A 16,732-nucleotide genomic window follows, 5' to 3' on the forward strand; every position below is an offset into this window, starting at 1 on the left:
ATGGCGCGGGAGAGATTCGAACTCTCGACCGTCCGCTTAGAAGGCGGATGCTCTATCCAGCTGAGCTACCGAGCCATAAACAACACTAATCATTATATGATAGTCTAAATAAACTGTCAATTACTTTTGAAACAGAAATAGATAATAATCAGTATGTTTTTTCTTATCGTTTTATTACGATGATGCTTTTTTCTTGAAATGTTTTTGTAACAATGTAATAATAATGGCACGTAAGAGGAAAGGTGTGACTTAAATGACAACATTCATAGCTATTATCGGAATCCTCATTTTTGCAACTTTAGTTCAGTTTTTTGGGAATGTACAACAGAAAAGAAATGAATATAAGCATTTCAAAAATGATGAAATTCAACAAAGTTCAAAAAACCTTGAAAGCTAAATAAAATATTCTTCCTAAGCGTTTTCTGTCACAAATTGATTCTTATTAAAGAAAGCTTGTTGTAACTTGAAGAAACGCTTGGATTATGATTGCCTGATTTTTGGAATAAAAACCACTTCTTTCTGTTAATAACCAGTACAAGATTCTGGTAATCAACAGATTTTTTTTGCAAAGAAAATTTGATTATTTAAGAATAGAAATCAGACAACTTGTCAAATACCTGGTATCTCAATAATTAAATAATTGCTACAACTTCAGGACCGCATCTCCATCTCTAATTGTTGCTATCATGTTGCTTGCCATATCCCCAAATTTACCACCTGAATGAGTAACATTATAATGGCTGATGTCGAGAGCGCATAAGAATAATAAACAGCGTTGCAAGTCACTACTAGGAATCTCAAAAGAATGTTCTAGTTCATATCCGTTTAAAAACTCATTACGTAATTTGACATCACGAACCTCATTGTAGAAAAATTTGATGAAGTCTTGGTAATTAGTACCAACGTGAGCACGCTCAAAGTCAATCAAAATGTTTTTTCCTTCGAACTCCATAATGTTACGTACACTGAAGTCACCATGCAATACAACTTTTGGTAATTGTTCATACTCAAGGTTGACTTTATCGAAATCAGGCCTCAAAAGTTTGAGAACTTGTTGGGCATTCTTGTAGTAGAGACTTTCTTTTAGCTGTGCAACTCTATATGTTAAAAGTTGTGATAACGGGCGCTTATCATTTTTAACTGAAACATTTCCCGTAACTTTTTCATGAAAACTTCCTAATAATTCACCATACTCATGTGCCCTTTCAGCCGTCATCTCCTGATTGTCAACATCGCTTAATTCACGATTCCGTAAAGTTACAACATACTTGTCTTCAAAAATCACGCTATCTAGGTATACATCCGGATAATAGAACTGATTAACATGCTGTTCAGCATAAAACATTGCTTTTTCTTTAAATATCTTAACAAAAAGTGGTCCATGAAAAACCTTGCTATTTCCAATAAGATGTTGATTCCCTGCTACATCATGAATACTTTTTAAATTAGCTTGATAATAATCGTTTAAAAAATCAACGAGCATCCCTTCATCCCCCCGACTCAAAAATAAAAAAATAGATAACCATCTATGAAATCGTCTTCTATAAAAACTTATTCAGAAACATACATTTATTTGTTAGCTTAACGATTCTAGTATATCATAGTATTATGTTGCGCCTATGCTTGAATTATCGACTTTTACTCCTTGGAGGAAATTATGCAAAAAATTAAAATATTAAGTGCTCTTTCTTACTTTTCTATCGTTTTCGCACCTTTTATCTTTCCACTTATTATCTGGTTTGTCTGTGCAGATGAACCAGTTATTCGTAGCCACGCAAAAAAAGCTTTTTTGCTGCATTTGCTACCTCTCTTTCTTACACTTGTGGGGATCATCTTCGTTGGAACAACAGGTGTAGTAACAGAACATGCTCAATTAACAAGTTGGACAGCTGTTTTAACCATTGGTGTGGTCTTACTAATTGACTTAATTGTATTTATCTACAACATCTACAAGGGAGTCAAAATTCTTGCACAGGATTAAAAAATAACAAAAATTAAAAATTTGCTTGACATTTCATGTGACTATTACTAGAATACGATTAAAGATTAGAAACGAATATTAAGCGTTGATTAGGAAAGTAACTTTTTGAACAATTCAGAGAGTCATCGGGTGGTGTGAGATGATTAAGTTGAAATTAGTGAAAATCCCCTATGAGTTGTAGATCGAACTTCAAGTAGATTCTACTGGGTACTCCCATTACAGAGGCAACAAATTGTTTTGTCAGTTTGTTTAAGGTACTTGATTCTGATTTCAGGTATAAAAAAAGGTGGTACCACGTTATTAACGTCCTTTAGCAGATTTTTTCTGTCGAAGGACTTTTTTTATTCGTATAAATTTTGAAGGGAGATGAGGACCTATGGATGATCCAAGTGGCATTATTGAGAACGATGACAAAGTACAGATTAAGTCAATAGGATTCCTCATCAAACCATGGTGAGAAATCCATAAATAAGGAGATTATCACAATGGAAAAACAACAAAATAAATTAGCTGCTTTAACAGAAACAGAAGAAACATTAGCAAGCACCTTATATCAAGCCTACACAACAAATAAGCCACTTGATGTCACTGATTGGTCTACCAAAGTGTCAGATGAAGAAAGTGCCTATCGTGTCCAAAACCGTTTGATGGAGCTAAAGAATGAAACAGTCGGTGGCTACAAAATCTCACTTACTAGTGAAGAAACACAAAAAATGTTTAACTCTAACTCACCTTTATATGGAGCTCAAGTTGAAAGTCGTTTCCTACACTCACCTGCCTCCTTTGCACTTAACAACATGCTAGAGCCTCTAGTTGAAGTTGAATTAGCCTTTCGTGTTGATAAAGATCTTAATGTTGAAGACGACCTTGAACAACTGATGCAAAAAACAAGTGTTGCAGGTGCACTTGAAGTTCCTGATTGCAGATTCAAGGATTGGTTCCCAAGTCTTGAGAAAAATCTAGTTGTCTCAGATGCTGCTGTCGGTGGACTAGTCGTTGTTGGTGATTTATTTCCCACAACAGTTGTTTTTGAAAGCGTCAAAGCCGTTGCAGCCGTTCACTGCAATCTTAAGTTTAATAATGAATCCCTTAAAAAAGGAACGTCTTCAGAGGTACTCGGCAACCCATTAAAGTCATTGCAATGGTTAGTTGTAAAATTACAACAACACGGTAAGCAGCTAACTGCTGGTCAATATGTTTCAACTGGAACCTTTGTATTACCACCTAAGTTACAAGAAGGAACTTGGTCAGCCCACTTTGATAATGGACTAGGCGATGTTAAATTAAATGTCACTAAGTAAATAGAATGGATTGTAAGTGGGGTTGGGTCAAGAGTTAAAGTTTGGCCTAATCTCTCTATTTATTCCGCATAACCGTGTTCCATAAGTCAGAATTTGAGTACTAACTTCGAATCACCCATAGCAAATTACTCGCTATGTTCGTAATTTCAAGTTAGTACTCAAATTTTGTAAGGCACTTCACTTATGTCACACTCCCACACATGTCCAAAACCAATTTTTGAGTTTGTATTTATTGAGGCTTTAGAATAAAAATTGGAAATGCTATTGACAAAGTATTAGATTACATGTAATGTCATGTTCATACTTTAAAAGATTTTGGACAAGTAGGAAATAAGCTGGATGTTCAGGAAGTCGATGGCTGCTGTAAATCGATCAGGTTTATTGTCCGAATTACACCAAAATGTACGATTTTAATTCAATAATTGAGAGAAAAACAATTGTTTTTAAGTAAGGTGGTACCGCGGAGAAATTCGTCCTTAGCAGATATATAGAGCTACGGACGATTTTTTTGTGGACTCAGAAAGGATAGGACTATGAATTGTGGAGGAATAATTCGATATCAGTTTAACAATCAATAACATCATATTAAAAAATTGATTGTGAGGAAATCGAAAATGAAAAAGGAAAATAAACCTAGTTTAATTGAAGCAAGCACCATGTTAATAATTATTGTTGCCACCATCGCTATTGGAGTAATTGATCTCAAAGTGGCACCTACTATCGCAATTTTATTTGCCATCGGAATAGTAATGATTTATATCACTGTCAAAAAGCTTTCATTTGATATCATCCATGAAGGAATTGTCTCTGGTATTACACCTGGAATTATTCCAATCTTCATTTTTATTCTAGTTGGCTCATTGATTGCTGTCTGGATTCAAGCAGGAATCATTCCTACGCTAATGGTAGTTGGCTTCAAAATAATTAGTGTTAAGTGGTTTGTTCCTTCAGTCTTTGTAGTCTGTGCTATTGTAGGAAGTGCTGTAGGAAGTGCCTTCACCGTAATGTCGACAATTGGTATTGCATTCTTTGGAATTGGAACAACACTTGGAGTTAATCCAGCTTTGGTAGTTGGTGCCATTGTTTCAGGGGCAGTATTCGGTGATAAAATGTCTCCGTTATCTGAATCTACTAATCTCGCTGCAGCAGTCGTTGATGCAGACTTATTCAAGCACATTAAGAACTTGATGCTTTCAACTGTACCTGCATTTATCATCTCTTTGATATTATTTGCCATTTTGGGAAACAGCAATGAGAGTGCAAGTTTGAGTAAGATTACAAGAGTTTCATCAATCCTACAGCGTAATTTTTCAATAACCTTTTGGGCAATTATCCCAATTGCATTGATGTTTATCTGTGCATGGCGCAAAATTCCTGCAATTGTTACAATCCTACTCAATATTGGTATTGCTGTTATCATGATATTCATTCAAAATCCTAATACAAAAATTGTTGAGTTAGGAAATGTTATTGATGCAGGATTCGTGTCACATACAGGCAACCATGAGATTGATCAACTATTATCCCGTGGTGGGATTGAAAGTATGATGCCAACCGTTGCACTAATTATTCTTGCACTTTCACTTGGCGGATTATTACTCAAAACTGGCTTAATTCCAACCGTGATGACTGCTTTAACTTCAAAAATTAATTCTAACGGCGTACTAATTTTAAGTACATTATTGTCTTGTATTGGCGTTAATATCTTTATTGGTGAACAATTTTTATCAGTAATTCTTCCAGCTAATGCATTCAAAAATATCTTTAAAAAAGCTGGGCTTGATCCCGTTGTATTAGGTCGAACTCTTGAGGATGGAGGGACCGTCATTAACTATCTGATTCCATGGGGAGTTGCGGGAAGTTTTGTCACTAGTACATTTGGTATCCCAACAATGACATATTTACCCTTTGTATTCTTTAGTCTGCTCTCACCTGTATTCTCAATAATTAGTGGCTTCACAGGAATCGGCGTGAAACATTTCGATTCTACATTGAATACAAAAAGTTAAGGTTTAACTAAACTAGGAAGAAGGGGAACTGGGTCAAAAGCTAACTTTTGACCCAGTTCCCCTTCTTTTATTACAAATAAATGCGTTTTATAAGTCAAAATTCTCCATTTTCTGTTGCCTATGTACCTTTGTGTTTCTCTTAAGTTAGATAAATACTGAAATTTTTGTAACATGGAGCAGAGATATTTCTAACATTTACATTCCTTTTAAGTTAGATAAATAGATGCTTCAATATCATCCCAGTATTCTTTATCGGCAAAGTTTACGTTCTTTTTAAGCTAACCAAAATGATTTCAAATATTTCAACCTCTTACAGTTAATATTTTTGTAATGTTCTTGCAACTTTTCAAATTGCCGCTTCAGATTTAAAATATGCTAAATAATTATTTTCTCATCTGACTTTGCTAAAAAATATATTTTACACTTTTACTCAAAAAAACAGTTTCTACTTTCTCAAACCTAAAATTGCAATCAAACAATAAAAACGAAATCACCTTCTGAATCTAGTAAGTAATTTTCGTGCTTAAAAAAAGTAAAATTAGTATACAATACTTCATACTTTTCCCACTTACGTACTACTTTGTCTCTTCCCAAATCATTCAAAGTATAAACTTTATTTATCCTATATTTGGTGCCAGTTTGCAACGATGTTTGGTGCATATTCTCGTGAGAATCGTCGTCTAGCTCATCAATAGGTACATACGCTGCCCAATTTTTTCTACCTAAAAAATTCGCTAAAGTCGCAAATTCTACATTCTTTTCAAGTTTTTTTCCTAACTCAACAATTTCAACACTTTCAAATACTGCTAAATCTTCACGGCGCCCTAAATTAGGAAATTCCCTTGGGTTCTTCAAAGCATCATAAATAAATTCAACCTCACCTTGATTTTCAGGAACTACATGCAAAACCAAATTCACATCTACAAGTAATTGCACATTTCCAATCCCACGACCTATTCCCATTCCTTCAGCAGTAAGTTGATGTCTTTTTGCATCGTATTTTGTACCATTGTTAAATTCATAGCGAGTATATAAATCATTTACCGACGAAATATGTGAACCTTGCACGCTGACTTTCATTGGATGATAACTGTCAAAATTACATAAATAGTGAACCATTCCTATCACAGTTGAAAAAGGGGGTAATGGATAGCTTTCTCTAAATTCGTAACTAATTGGTATCTTGTAGTTAGCTGTCTGCTGATAAACTTTTAGCTTAATTGCCCTCATAGTAATCAGCTACTTTCGCTTTCAAACCTTCTATTACTTGTATTACAGGCTGTGCCTTTAATTTTTCTTCGATCTCACTATTATTTTCAAAATAATCTTCAACATATCCAACAAATGTTTCTTTTTCTAACTCTGGAGTCAATGATTTAACGATTGGACTAACCTTAATAGCATTTTTTTCAACTCTAACAATATTTTCAAACAATGGATTTTTGATATCGTATACTCCACCAATTATGAAAAGCGGTTTCAAATCTTCACGGCGCCCACGAATATCCCTATATAAATACGCAATTGTATCAAGGAGAACTGAAACACGACGGCTCTTTTCATCATTTTCAAGTTCTGTTCCATCATTGATATCAATTCCAATTTGATCTAAATCGGCAGTAATCGTGTAGCAGTAATATGATGAGTGAATTTCAGAATTTGCCAAACTATTTTTGATACTATTGTCCCCTGTTGTTTGTCGGATTCGACTAGCTAGCCCCATATTTGTCAAGAAATCAGTATCTCCAGCGAATGGTTCTTGACTAATTGCATTAGACAAACGTACTTTTGCAGAACGAATATTAGAATTATTTCCCTTTTCAGTTTTCATATAACCAAAAAAATCGATCTCAGGATAATCTTTAATAGAAGCTGACTTACTAAATTGAATTACTTTCTTATCACCAGAGCCTTCAGCACTCAAGTCTGCTTCTGGCTCTCCTAGTTGTTGAACAATATTGTATCTGAGAGCCTGGCGCGAAATATAAGTATATTGATAACCATCACCACGAGTCATTTTTTTTAATGCCGTTACATTCCCTAAGCTTTCACCATAATTGGCACTGTTCGCTTCAAAAATAATTGTTGCCGTCAATCCTTTACTTTTCATTCTGAACTCTCCCTTTTTCTTCTCCAGATATTAATCCCGCTATAAATGCATAACCTAATTGATTAAAGACCTCTGTATTTCTTATTTGCTGAAAAGCAGAGGGTACAATTTTTTGTTGATACAAATAACAATTAAGTAATATGTTCATAAATTTTTCTTGATTCTGCATTTTCAATGCTTGTAAAAGTTGATATGCCAAAGCTTTTGCTTTATTAGGATTTGTTCTGTATCCCTTTGCAACTTCCATTCCGTAACCATGAATTTTTGATAATACTTTACTATCCAATTTTATCACTCCCAACTCGTTAAATAATAGTACATTTATTTCAACAACATACAAAATTTGTGTTGCTGTAATATAGATGTTTTGTTTATTTGAAGCTTTCAAAAGTAGCATATCATTCAACAAGCTATTCATATTAGTCTGATTCAAAAGCCGCTTAATAACTTCATCATAGATTGAGCAATATTGTATTCCTCGATACTCTGGAATTAATGCCTTATTAAGTGCGCTTAACAAAGTTACATCTTTTTTCTTATTGATTTTTATTTTCTCTATTTTTTTTAACACATTTGCAGTAATTTCTGGAATAAGGCTAAAGTAATAATGTTCATCCTTACGATTAATTACCTGTGTATTTGCAAGTGTATATTGGCTAGACTTGTTTAATCCTTGCCTAAATGTTTCATAAAAGGCACCCCATGGAGAAACATTATTATCTGTCCTCCTAAAGGTTTCAGTTAAAGTATCTAAGATTCCATCGTTTGCATTACGCAAATTTTCAAGACTTTGTCCTGTGTAATTTACAAAGATTCCATGATTCCCCGCTAAATTATATGCAAATCCAGCTGGAACCGCAGAATACATTAACCGACAAACTGGACATAAAAATTGATCAGAATTAAACATGTATGCATTACTGTTTTTCTTCCCATAATCATAGCCCATTCCATTAAGAAATGAATATCCTGACCCTTCTTTCGATCTCATCTTTCTTCCACAAGTTGCACAAATAATTTTCCCTTTTCTATGACTTTCTGATAAAAAATCAATTACAGGTTGTACAAAGTAGTTGTAATAGTCTTGATAAATATCAACAATTTTGCTTTGACTGTTTAGAAAAGAAATACCATCCCAACCCTTGTTTACATAGCGATACACAAGATTTTTAGCTAGAAAGTAACGCTTGCTAGTATCATCAGCAAAATATTGCACAATTTTCTTCAATTCTGCAAAAAGTATTGCAAGTTCTTGTTCTGGATTATCAGCAGTATCTTCCCACCTCTTTTTCTTACTTAGTCCTTTAAACAACTTTGTCACAGTATCCAGATATTTTTCAATTGGAATTTCTGGATGTACAAGTGGCCGCATTCGTCTGTAACTACCTGACTTTACAAAGTATTTGACATTATCATTAAACCATTTGACATATGTTTCATACTCTTGAAAATTATAGTTTTCAAAATCCATCTGTATGGTTGCTTCAATTTTTGGTAACCAATTAATTATTTGTTGATAACGCGTATATTTCCCATATGTGTCAATAAAAAATTTAAAAAAACTCTTATCAATTGTCTTTAATGCACTCGTTTTTATAGATAATTGATTGTCTTTAATCGCATAATCATCTTCATCTAAAATTCTTGTTAAACCAACGATTCCGGCATTCTCCAACCAACTCTCCATATGAAAACCAATTATTTCAGGTAAAACTGCTGCATCCATTAGAAGTTACCTCCTTGATATTAATTCGTAATCATACCAAACCCAGATCCGCACTTAACTCCTAAACCAATCTTATTTATCAGATTTAGCAATACTGGATTTCCCTTAAGTACAAACGAGCCCTTTGTAGATTCAACAAATAGACCAAAGTTTCGGGAAACAACTTTCTTAACTCTGACTGGTTCAAATTCTAATTTATCAACCATTTGTAAAATCTCGGTGCTATATTGGCCACGTAAGCGACTCTTCATATTTATGCGTAATATTTCGTTAAAAAGTTCTGCATTATCTTCCTTGTAGGATAAGAATATCTTCTGATTTTGACGAACAACAATCGGTGATAATGCTTTGAAACAGACTTCATTAGTCGTAATGATTGGTTCCTCAACTAATTCAATTCTTCCAAACTCAACTACATTTTCCCCGTCAAAATGTAAATTACTTTGTTGTTGCAGCCATATGAAAGAATTATAAAAGTGAGTAGCTTTAAGTCCATCGTTAATACTAAAATTCAATATGCACTTCTGGCTCTGCCCCAATTCAATATATTCTTTTTTAAAAGATACATTCTCTTTGAAAAAAAGGCTGAATGTAAAATTCTTTGGCGTATTTTTATTATAGAGTTCTTCAAAAAGTTGTAAATTCACATTTGACAATCCCAATTTAATCAAAGAAAGAATTGCTGGATCATAATCCATAGCAATCGTTGTGTGCTTATTTCCCGAATTAAATACTAATTCTATACTTAATCTCATTTGTTTCTTCCTCATTCATTCCACTGTATTTCAAGTAATAATTATTATATATAACTATATCGACAACTATTTTCATTATGTTCACGTTATTATTTTTACGTAATATTTTAATAGAAATACCAAAAAAGGACTCTAGCCTAAATTGACTAAAGTCCCTATAACATAGTATTTTTACAGTTAGATAATAATTATTTATACCTACATAGTTATGTAATATATCAATAAATCTAACCTTAAAAACTATACTCGTTCCCAATAATAATTAAACAGATCAAGCATTGTTTTGCCAGTAAACTCTGTTACCTCTGTACCACCTATTGTTACTCTAAAAACTTCATAACTATCTTGCAACTCCGGGTCGTCTACCAAGAGACTTGCCACAAACTCACTAGGCTTTTCAAATTCAACTTCTTTTTTATCATAATCCGCCTTGTAATAGATTTTCATCATTATGCTTCAGCTCCCTTTTATCATTATAATTATACACTATGTAAAATTTAATTAATGCTACAAAATATTTTTCTTTTCATATTTTTTTTAATAAAAAGACAAATTATCTTCCACTAAAAGAAAATTATTTAGTATACCATCATTGATATAAGTTGTTAAGGAGGAATGAATTTATGACTGCTAAAGATCGTAGTACAAAGAAAATTTTAATTATTGGTCTAGTTATCTTATTAATTGCAAGCGCAAGTGGCGGTGTTGGTTATTACTTTGGAGCTCACAATGCGCAATCCAACACTCAGATGGGTGGTACACCCAATGGAACAAAAATGAAAGGCAAGCCTACTGGTAAGAAACCATCTTCAAAGAGTTTTAACAATTAGTAAGATATATGACAAAAATTCATAAAGATTGGATACTAATACAAATTATGAATATAGCATATCATCAACTATTAGCAATTTGAAGTATGATGAAGACTTTTAACCTATGAAGCTTCTTTACCTAGAACCAAACACATTTAACAAATTAAAATTATTTTACAGCGAAAAAAATCTATGTTTTCAATTTCGTATCACATATTGTTTGTTAGTTTGTTCGCTAGCTTTTTATAATTTCACAAATACTTTATTTCAGTCAACAACTGGTTTTGGATTTTCTTCTACCGTTGTCGTTTCATCATTAGTTGTCTTATTTTTCCAGTTAACTGCCAAGATTGAACCTGATATATTGTGCCAAATACTGAAAATCGTAGAAGGAATTGCTGCAGCTGGAACAAAATACTTCATAGCTAAAGTTGCTCCCAAACTGGAATCTTGCATCCCAACCTCGAATGTAATTGCTTTTCTTTGTGGCGTTTTTAATCTGATTAATTTGGAGAACAAGTAACCAAGTCCATACCCTGATAAGTTATGCAGCATTACAACTGGAATAACGAGTAAGGTTTGTGTCGTCATTAGTTCAGCGTGATTAGCCGAAATTACTGCTCCAATTATTAAAAGAATTGCTAACTGTGAGATTAGTGGTAAAAATTTTGTTACCCTTTCAATCTTATCCTTAAATAAATGATGTACCAATAGTCCTAATAGGATTGGAACTAAAACAATTTTGACAGTACTCAAAAACAACGAAGCTGCTGGAATATCAACATATTTTCCTGCAAAAAGCAACAGCAACCCCGGCAACGCGATTGGCGCGAGCAAAGTCGATAATGTCTCAATTGACACATCAAGTGCAACATCGCCTCCTGCTAGATATGCCATTACGCTTGATGAGGTCCCACTTGGACAAGAACCTACTAGAATTACACCTGCTGCAGTCGCACCCCTTAATTGAAAAACAGTGCATAAAGCCCAAGCAATTGTCGGCATAATTAAATAATGTGCAAAAGTTCCTGCAATAACTGGAAAAGGTTTTTTAGCAATTCTTTCAAAATCCTGCAGCTTCAAGGTTAGCCCCATTCCAAAAAGAATTATCCCTAATAAATAAGAAACATTTGGAACTATCCATTCACTTGTTTTCGGCAAAAAGTAATTAAAGATTACCCAAAAAATAATTGCGATTGTAAAGTACTTTCCTATCAATTTACTTATCTTTTCAACTCTGTTCATTATTTTAAAATCCTCCTAATTTTATGCAAATATTTTCTCATTTCTATCTTTGCTACCCTCTGCCTGATTATTTAGTATCCTAACTTCTCCTCCCATGTAATAAAAAACCACCATGCTATAGTTCGCACGGTGGTTTTTGTGATCTTTCAAATCTTAGCCAAGCCAAAATTTTCCAGTCATAAAATCACGCGTACGCATGATAATAATAACTAGAATAATGACAACAACATTCACATTTTGACTGCTTATGTATGGCATAAGATTTCCTCTTTTCTAAAGTTAATAACTAATAAAACTATTAAAAAAAATATTTTTGACATCAAAAATTAATTATCGATAACATTATACTAAATCGCACTTTGATTACAGTCAAGATTTATTTTAAAAAAAATGTATTAAAAAATATTTTCTACAATCTTTTTCCCATATTATTTGATTCCAAAAATCGCTAAAAAATAGAAGTTGAATCAAAATATAACTTCTGACTCAGCTTCTATTGCTCATAATCAAAACGGGCGCCCACCCGCCAAAACAAAACCTATGACACCAACAATTATAGTCGTTGCTACTAGTAAAACCTTAATTGTACTTCTAAAGTTCTTCTCGCGACTAAAGTATATTTCACAAAAACCAATCAACCCGATTGCAAGGACAACCTTAACGATTGCTAAAATTGGTGATGCTTTCCAAGCGTAAGTTAAAAGCATTATTCCACTGATGATTGCAACAACGTAACAGATTCTTGCGATCATCTTTGCCAACCTGCCCACGCCATCCTTACTGTGAACTGCTGAAAGGACAACAATTAATAACACAATCCATGCAAATAGATGCATCCATAGCCAAAACATTTAATCACTTCCTACTTTGAATTACTTGAGAGTGTGCCATAAGTCGGAAAAACTTGAGTACTAACTCAAAATTACGGAGATAGCGAATACTTTGCTATGGGTAATTCGAAGTTAGGCAAAGAGTTTTGACTTATGAAACACGTTTATACGGAATAAATAGAGGAATTGAATCAAAATTTAACTTTTGACCCAGTTTATAAAATTTCAAAATTCACCTCTACACGATAACTTCCACTGGTTTAAAAGTTTTTGTATATTCAATTTACTTCCAGTAGGATCTTGTATAATCGGCAAATCCAGCTGTATGATAAATTACGCCCTTCAAACCCTTTTGAACTAGATGATCTTCTTTGACATAGTAAAGTGGAATAATTCCAGTTGTTTTTTGTAATTGCTTCTCTGCATTACGTAGATTAGACCAATAAACAGACTTTGTCTTCGCATTTTGTGCATTTATAACATATGAGTTAAATGTACTATCTGAATACTTTCCTGAATTCATTGAATTACCAGTGGTTAAAATTCCTAGATAATTAATAGGATCTGCATAATCGGCCAACCAGTACCAGAGACTCAAATCAAATTTCCCCGTTGCTTTTTTGTTTGATAGAGACTTCGCAGGTAAATTTTGAACCTTGACAGTGACATTGCTTAGGTTACTTTGTACTGCACTTTGAATATATTCCGCAACCTTTTTTTGAGTTTCAGTATCTTCAGCAACCAGACTTAATGTAACAGAAGACTTGCCACTTTCTGCCAAGCCTCTCTTCCATAATTTCTTTGCCTCTTTTACATTAACCTGTGTAGAAGCAGCCGTTTCAATGCTAAAGTCTTTACCGGTAGTCGGATCTGTAGCCGTTTTAGGGCTAACAAAACTGCCTGCTGCAGTCGAACCATCTCCCAAAACCTTTTTAGCCAACTCTTTTCGATCTACCACTAAAGAGATTGCTTTTCGTAATTTGGCATTAGCTAGAGGCGAGCCTGTACTCTGATTGACTTGTACATAATATGTCCAAGCTCGATTTATTTTTTTCAAGTTTTTATTATTTTGCAGTCCTTGTGCAACTACACCAGAAACCGTCGCATCATCTAATTTATTAGTCTTAAAGAGATTATATGCAGTATTGTCGTCTTTTACAGTTGTGTAGTTAATTTTATTTAATCTAACTTGTTTTTTTGCATAGTAATACTTATTTTTAACCAGTGAGTAAGAATCATTGATACCTGTCCAATTGGTGATTTTAAACGCACCATTAGATACAGTATATTTTGCATTCGTACCATATTTTTTAGTTCCAACCTTTTGCACAAAAGACTTATCTTGTGGCAAAAAGACTGGCATTGTTACCAATTTGTTAAATGATTGCATCGGATGCTCCAATGTAATTTTCAGTTTATACTTACCAACTGCCTCAATTCCCAATTGACTTGAAGAGAGTTTACCTGCGACTACTGCATCTGCATTCTTAATTCCACTAAAAACATAAGTATAGACTGGCTTATTTGCAGGATCGACTGAACGACGCCATGAATAAACAAAATCTTGAGCTGTCACTTTATCTCCGTTAGACCAACGTGCATTCTGACGTAATTGAATTGTATATGTCTTTCCACCATTTGTTGGCTTAGCAACTGTCTTTGCAATTGCAGGTACAACCTTATTTTTTGAATTAAGTTTGTACAACCCCTCATCTAAGTTGGTTAATGTCGAGAATTCAGACATTGTCGCTTGATTTGTATTATCCAGCGTTGTTAATTCAGACGTCTGCATCAAATTCAACGTTGTTTTTTTCTTTGAAGTACTTGTTTTTGCTGAACAGGCACTCAAAAATGAAATCCCAATTATTACAGGAACTACAAACTTAATTAGCTTTTTCTTCTCCATAATTTTCCCCAGCTTCTATTATTCTTGCTCAAAATTAAAAGTGAATTTTACCCCTGCTTCCAATGTTTTATGAACTGTACACTTGGCAAGCGTTTCTTCAAGAAAGTCATCTTTGGCCTTTCCTTCAATATCAGCCTTGAACGTAATATTAACTATGATTTCATCAACCTCTGAAGTTCCATCTGGGTGTTTAACAACATTTCCCACTGAACGCACATCAAACTTAGCAAGCTTAATCCTATACTTTCTCGCAACAGACTGAGCAGTAATTGTCAGACACCCGTTCACTGCCCCAATTAAATATTGAACTGGATTGGGTCCCGCATCAGTTCCATGAGCAGTTATTGGTTCGTCAATTATATAGCGATGAACACCAGCCTGAGTCCCAACTTGATAACCAATATTTCTGATGCTTGAATTAACCACATATTTTCCCATAAAATTTCTCCTTTTTTGATTGCTAAATAAAAAAGCCCTCGAAAATATCATTTTCAAGGACGAATTGTATTCGCGGTACCACCTAGATTCTCACCTTGCTTTACAACAAGATGACTCAAGAAATATTCATTCATCTAAGAATGAATATCTAGATTTTTAATGGAATCCCTCCAATATTGCCTCACAGAAACTGCTTAACAATATATCACTCCAAGACCATTTTCTTGATATTCATAACACCTGTTTCCAGCAAATACAAGCTCTCTATAGATAATCCTATCAGTACTTATCTCTTCACAGTAATTACAATTTATAAGTAAACTAATAATATATTTTTAAAAGCATAATGTCAATGAAATTTACTATTTTTTACAAATAAATTTTATACCGTTGCTCTTCTTTTTTTCATGCTTCTGATCGAGTTTACATACCTGCACTAAATATTAGTCCAGATTTTTTATTACCTCATAATAAATTAATTTCAAAAGTAAATATTTTCAAACAAGCTACCTTACAGATTTCAGATATGATGAATACCACCTGCTATATCGCTTCCTGTCTTCCTAATAGAAACTCTTGAATTTGAGCCTTTTCAATATTAGTTAGCTTCGCTTGAAATATATTACTCATCAACTTTCTTTGAAGATCTACCGTTACTTCCCAAAAGCCGTTAATTCTTTCAAACTCTGCACGCTCACATTTTTCAAAAATCGGATAAATACTTAGGAATTCATCCCATTCAAGATCTGGCTTTTCTGTAATACTTTCTACATATCCTTGTTTTAATGCATATTCTGTTGGCAAACCAAACTCATCAATAATTTTGTCCTTTATTAAAGCTTGGTAAACCTGAGCCTTATAATCTAATGTAACATTTTGACCTGCAGCAAGCTCTTCAATCGCTTGCTCAACAAGAGCTGGATAAATCACTTTCATAAAAAAACCTCATTTCTTAAGCCTTTCTATTTCCACTAATGAATAATGATGACTACGATGATATTCACCTGTAGTTGTGTTTAAAGAAAATGATGGTATCATTAACTTTTTATTTGCTCTTCGCATCTTTTTCTTACTTTTTGACGTTTTTCTTGCTGGAACAGCCATAATTATTCCTCCTTTTTTCTTACCAACTAGCTTTTCTTACACCGGGAATTTGTCCCTTTAGTGCTAACTCTCTAAATCTAATTCTAGACATTCCAAATTTACGCATATAAGCATGAGGTCTTCCATCCAAAAAATCACGATTATGTAATCTCGTTGGTGAAGCATTCCGTGGCAATTTGCTTAAGCCCTCATAATCATGATCGTCAATTAATTCTTTTCTCTTCTCTGCATACTTGGCAACCTGCAACTCTAACTTCCTTTGTTTTGCTATTTTAGATTTTTTAGCCAAAAAAATTCCTTCTTTCTTTTAAATAGTAATTATTACTATTTAAATAAAGATAATAATACACTTTTTTTTATTCTTTGTAAATATTATTATTGTTAAGCGATTTTGATACAAATAAAGCTATGTATTTTGAATTACTTCTCTAACTCCCTTTTTATTATGTTTATATTTAAAGTGGGCCTAGAATAAAAAGTGTACAAGTTAAATAGAGACTCTGATTTAGTATAAT

General features: G+C 33.5%; 18 protein-coding genes, 1 tRNA gene and 3 other annotated features. Of the genes, 5 read left to right on the top strand and 14 right to left on the bottom strand.

All coding sequences use genetic code 11. The features are described 5' to 3' along the window. Position 1: 1 nt before the first annotated feature. Positions 2 to 75: transfer RNA gene (locus tag ABF682_RS11285), tRNA-Arg, on the bottom strand. 178 nt (positions 76 to 253) lie between these two features. On the opposite strand from ABF682_RS11285, the gene ABF682_RS11290 reads away from it, so the two are divergent. Further along, complete coding sequence (locus tag ABF682_RS11290) at positions 254 to 397, top strand: hypothetical protein (protein WP_289977183.1); 144 nt, start codon at positions 254 to 256, stop codon at positions 395 to 397. Between the two features lie 246 nt (positions 398 to 643). On the opposite strand, the gene ABF682_RS11295 is transcribed toward ABF682_RS11290, so the two are convergent. Then, entirely contained in the window at positions 644 to 1,483 is an 840-nt protein-coding gene (locus tag ABF682_RS11295) for a phosphotransferase (RefSeq protein WP_415619855.1), read from the bottom strand. A 174-nt stretch (positions 1,484 to 1,657) separates the two neighbouring features. Between ABF682_RS11295 and ABF682_RS11300 the strand changes: the two genes are divergently transcribed. The 3 genes from ABF682_RS11300 (at position 1,658) to nhaC (ending at position 5,291) form a co-directional block, all read left to right on the top strand. After that, positions 1,658 to 1,981 carry a DUF4870 domain-containing protein gene (locus ABF682_RS11300; protein WP_289977186.1) on the top strand — a complete coding sequence of 108 codons (324 nt, stop codon included), beginning with the start codon at positions 1,658 to 1,660 and terminating at the stop codon, positions 1,979 to 1,981. Positions 1,982 to 2,057: 76 nt separating this feature from the next. After that, positions 2,058 to 2,295, top strand: a binding site (T-box leader). Positions 2,296 to 2,466: 171 nt separating this feature from the next. Continuing rightward, positions 2,467 to 3,282: a 2-keto-4-pentenoate hydratase gene (locus ABF682_RS11305; RefSeq protein ID WP_415619856.1), complete on the top strand. Its 816-nt coding sequence runs from the start codon at positions 2,467 to 2,469 to the stop codon at positions 3,280 to 3,282. Between the two features lie 307 nt (positions 3,283 to 3,589). Then, positions 3,590 to 3,763: a binding site (T-box leader), on the top strand. 133 nt (positions 3,764 to 3,896) lie between these two features. Continuing rightward, on the top strand, positions 3,897 to 5,291 hold the full coding sequence (gene nhaC / locus ABF682_RS11310) for a Na+/H+ antiporter NhaC (RefSeq protein WP_415619857.1): 1,395 nt from the start codon (positions 3,897 to 3,899) through the stop codon (positions 5,289 to 5,291). Positions 5,292 to 5,762: 471 nt separating this feature from the next. Here the strand turns inward: nhaC and cas5 are convergent, their stop codons facing one another. From cas5 to ABF682_RS11335, 5 genes are all read right to left on the bottom strand, one after another. Then, positions 5,763 to 6,521, bottom strand: a complete 759-nt coding sequence (cas5, locus tag ABF682_RS11315; RefSeq protein ID WP_289977193.1) for a CRISPR-associated protein Cas5 — start codon at positions 6,519 to 6,521, stop codon at positions 5,763 to 5,765. After that, positions 6,508 to 7,401, bottom strand: a complete 894-nt coding sequence (gene cas7i, locus ABF682_RS11320) for a type I-B CRISPR-associated protein Cas7/Cst2/DevR (RefSeq protein WP_415619858.1) — start codon at positions 7,399 to 7,401, stop codon at positions 6,508 to 6,510. The genes cas5 and cas7i overlap by 14 nt, the downstream gene beginning before the upstream one ends. After that, positions 7,391 to 9,127 carry a Cas8a1 family CRISPR/Cas system-associated protein gene (locus ABF682_RS11325; RefSeq protein ID WP_415619859.1) on the bottom strand — a complete coding sequence of 579 codons (1,737 nt, stop codon included), beginning with the start codon at positions 9,125 to 9,127 and terminating at the stop codon, positions 7,391 to 7,393. Before ABF682_RS11325 ends, cas7i begins: the two co-directional genes overlap by 11 nt. A gap of 20 nt (positions 9,128 to 9,147) precedes the next feature. Next, positions 9,148 to 9,882, bottom strand: a complete 735-nt coding sequence (gene cas6, locus ABF682_RS11330; protein WP_415619860.1) for a CRISPR-associated endoribonuclease Cas6 — start codon at positions 9,880 to 9,882, stop codon at positions 9,148 to 9,150. 240 nt (positions 9,883 to 10,122) lie between these two features. Continuing rightward, a complete protein-coding gene (locus ABF682_RS11335; protein ID WP_289977199.1) occupies positions 10,123 to 10,332 on the bottom strand; it encodes a hypothetical protein in 210 nt (69 codons plus the stop codon). A 173-nt stretch (positions 10,333 to 10,505) separates the two neighbouring features. Here ABF682_RS11335 and ABF682_RS11340 point away from each other — a divergent pair, with 173 nt between their 5' ends. Then, positions 10,506 to 10,712, top strand: a complete 207-nt coding sequence (locus tag ABF682_RS11340; protein ID WP_289977200.1) for a hypothetical protein — start codon at positions 10,506 to 10,508, stop codon at positions 10,710 to 10,712. Positions 10,713 to 10,961: 249 nt separating this feature from the next. Here the strand turns inward: ABF682_RS11340 and ABF682_RS11345 are convergent, their stop codons facing one another. From ABF682_RS11345 to rpsN, 7 genes are all read right to left on the bottom strand, one after another. Continuing rightward, the gene (locus ABF682_RS11345) at positions 10,962 to 11,939 is read right to left on the bottom strand and encodes a bile acid:sodium symporter family protein (protein ID WP_415619861.1); all 978 of its coding nucleotides are present in this window, start codon (positions 11,937 to 11,939) and stop codon (positions 10,962 to 10,964) included. A 506-nt stretch (positions 11,940 to 12,445) separates the two neighbouring features. Then, the gene (locus ABF682_RS11350) at positions 12,446 to 12,790 is read right to left on the bottom strand and encodes a DUF1516 family protein (protein WP_289977206.1); all 345 of its coding nucleotides are present in this window, start codon (positions 12,788 to 12,790) and stop codon (positions 12,446 to 12,448) included. A gap of 262 nt (positions 12,791 to 13,052) precedes the next feature. Continuing rightward, positions 13,053 to 14,675 (bottom strand): peptide ABC transporter substrate-binding protein, encoded by a 1,623-nt coding sequence (locus ABF682_RS11355; protein ID WP_289977208.1) that lies wholly within the window; start codon positions 14,673 to 14,675, stop codon positions 13,053 to 13,055. 18 nt (positions 14,676 to 14,693) lie between these two features. Next, the gene (locus tag ABF682_RS11360) at positions 14,694 to 15,113 is read right to left on the bottom strand and encodes an OsmC family protein (RefSeq protein WP_289977209.1); all 420 of its coding nucleotides are present in this window, start codon (positions 15,111 to 15,113) and stop codon (positions 14,694 to 14,696) included. Between the two features lie 52 nt (positions 15,114 to 15,165). After that, positions 15,166 to 15,420: a binding site (T-box leader), on the bottom strand. Positions 15,421 to 15,656: 236 nt separating this feature from the next. Next, complete coding sequence (locus tag ABF682_RS11365; protein ID WP_415619862.1) at positions 15,657 to 16,049, bottom strand: hypothetical protein; 393 nt, start codon at positions 16,047 to 16,049, stop codon at positions 15,657 to 15,659. A 9-nt stretch (positions 16,050 to 16,058) separates the two neighbouring features. Then, positions 16,059 to 16,217 (bottom strand): 50S ribosomal protein L32, encoded by a 159-nt coding sequence (gene rpmF / locus ABF682_RS11370; protein ID WP_289977211.1) that lies wholly within the window; start codon positions 16,215 to 16,217, stop codon positions 16,059 to 16,061. 19 nt (positions 16,218 to 16,236) lie between these two features. Beyond that, positions 16,237 to 16,506: a 30S ribosomal protein S14 gene (rpsN, locus tag ABF682_RS11375; protein WP_415619863.1), complete on the bottom strand. Its 270-nt coding sequence runs from the start codon at positions 16,504 to 16,506 to the stop codon at positions 16,237 to 16,239. Between the last annotated feature and the right edge of the window lie 226 nt (positions 16,507 to 16,732).

Source organism: Liquorilactobacillus sp., from assembly GCF_047719775.1.
Lineage (GTDB): Bacteria > Bacillota > Bacilli > Lactobacillales > Lactobacillaceae > Liquorilactobacillus.

What these genes read in the sequence shown, in the direction of transcription:
- ABF682_RS11325 (WP_415619859.1), bottom strand. Translation starts at nt 9,127, where the DNA reads ATGGATGCAGCAGTTTTACCTGAAATAATTGGTTTTCATATGGAGAGT.
- rpmF (WP_289977211.1), bottom strand. Translation starts at nt 16,217, where the DNA reads ATGGCTGTTCCAGCAAGAAAAACGTCAAAAAGTAAGAAAAAGATGCGA.
- cas7i (WP_415619858.1), bottom strand. Translation starts at nt 7,401, where the DNA reads ATGAAAAGTAAAGGATTGACGGCAACAATTATTTTTGAAGCGAACAGT.
- nhaC (WP_415619857.1), top strand. Translation starts at nt 3,897, where the DNA reads ATGAAAAAGGAAAATAAACCTAGTTTAATTGAAGCAAGCACCATGTTA.
- ABF682_RS11300 (WP_289977186.1), top strand. Translation starts at nt 1,658, where the DNA reads ATGCAAAAAATTAAAATATTAAGTGCTCTTTCTTACTTTTCTATCGTT.
- ABF682_RS11355 (WP_289977208.1), bottom strand. Translation starts at nt 14,675, where the DNA reads ATGGAGAAGAAAAAGCTAATTAAGTTTGTAGTTCCTGTAATAATTGGG.
- cas6 (WP_415619860.1), bottom strand. Translation starts at nt 9,882, where the DNA reads ATGAGATTAAGTATAGAATTAGTATTTAATTCGGGAAATAAGCACACA.
- ABF682_RS11290 (WP_289977183.1), top strand. Translation starts at nt 254, where the DNA reads ATGACAACATTCATAGCTATTATCGGAATCCTCATTTTTGCAACTTTA.
- ABF682_RS11350 (WP_289977206.1), bottom strand. Translation starts at nt 12,790, where the DNA reads ATGTTTTGGCTATGGATGCATCTATTTGCATGGATTGTGTTATTAATT.
- ABF682_RS11345 (WP_415619861.1), bottom strand. Translation starts at nt 11,939, where the DNA reads ATGAACAGAGTTGAAAAGATAAGTAAATTGATAGGAAAGTACTTTACA.
- ABF682_RS11340 (WP_289977200.1), top strand. Translation starts at nt 10,506, where the DNA reads ATGACTGCTAAAGATCGTAGTACAAAGAAAATTTTAATTATTGGTCTA.
- ABF682_RS11360 (WP_289977209.1), bottom strand. Translation starts at nt 15,113, where the DNA reads ATGGGAAAATATGTGGTTAATTCAAGCATCAGAAATATTGGTTATCAA.
- ABF682_RS11335 (WP_289977199.1), bottom strand. Translation starts at nt 10,332, where the DNA reads ATGATGAAAATCTATTACAAGGCGGATTATGATAAAAAAGAAGTTGAA.
- ABF682_RS11295 (WP_415619855.1), bottom strand. Translation starts at nt 1,483, where the DNA reads ATGCTCGTTGATTTTTTAAACGATTATTATCAAGCTAATTTAAAAAGT.
- cas5 (WP_289977193.1), bottom strand. Translation starts at nt 6,521, where the DNA reads ATGAGGGCAATTAAGCTAAAAGTTTATCAGCAGACAGCTAACTACAAG.
- ABF682_RS11305 (WP_415619856.1), top strand. Translation starts at nt 2,467, where the DNA reads ATGGAAAAACAACAAAATAAATTAGCTGCTTTAACAGAAACAGAAGAA.
- ABF682_RS11365 (WP_415619862.1), bottom strand. Translation starts at nt 16,049, where the DNA reads ATGAAAGTGATTTATCCAGCTCTTGTTGAGCAAGCGATTGAAGAGCTT.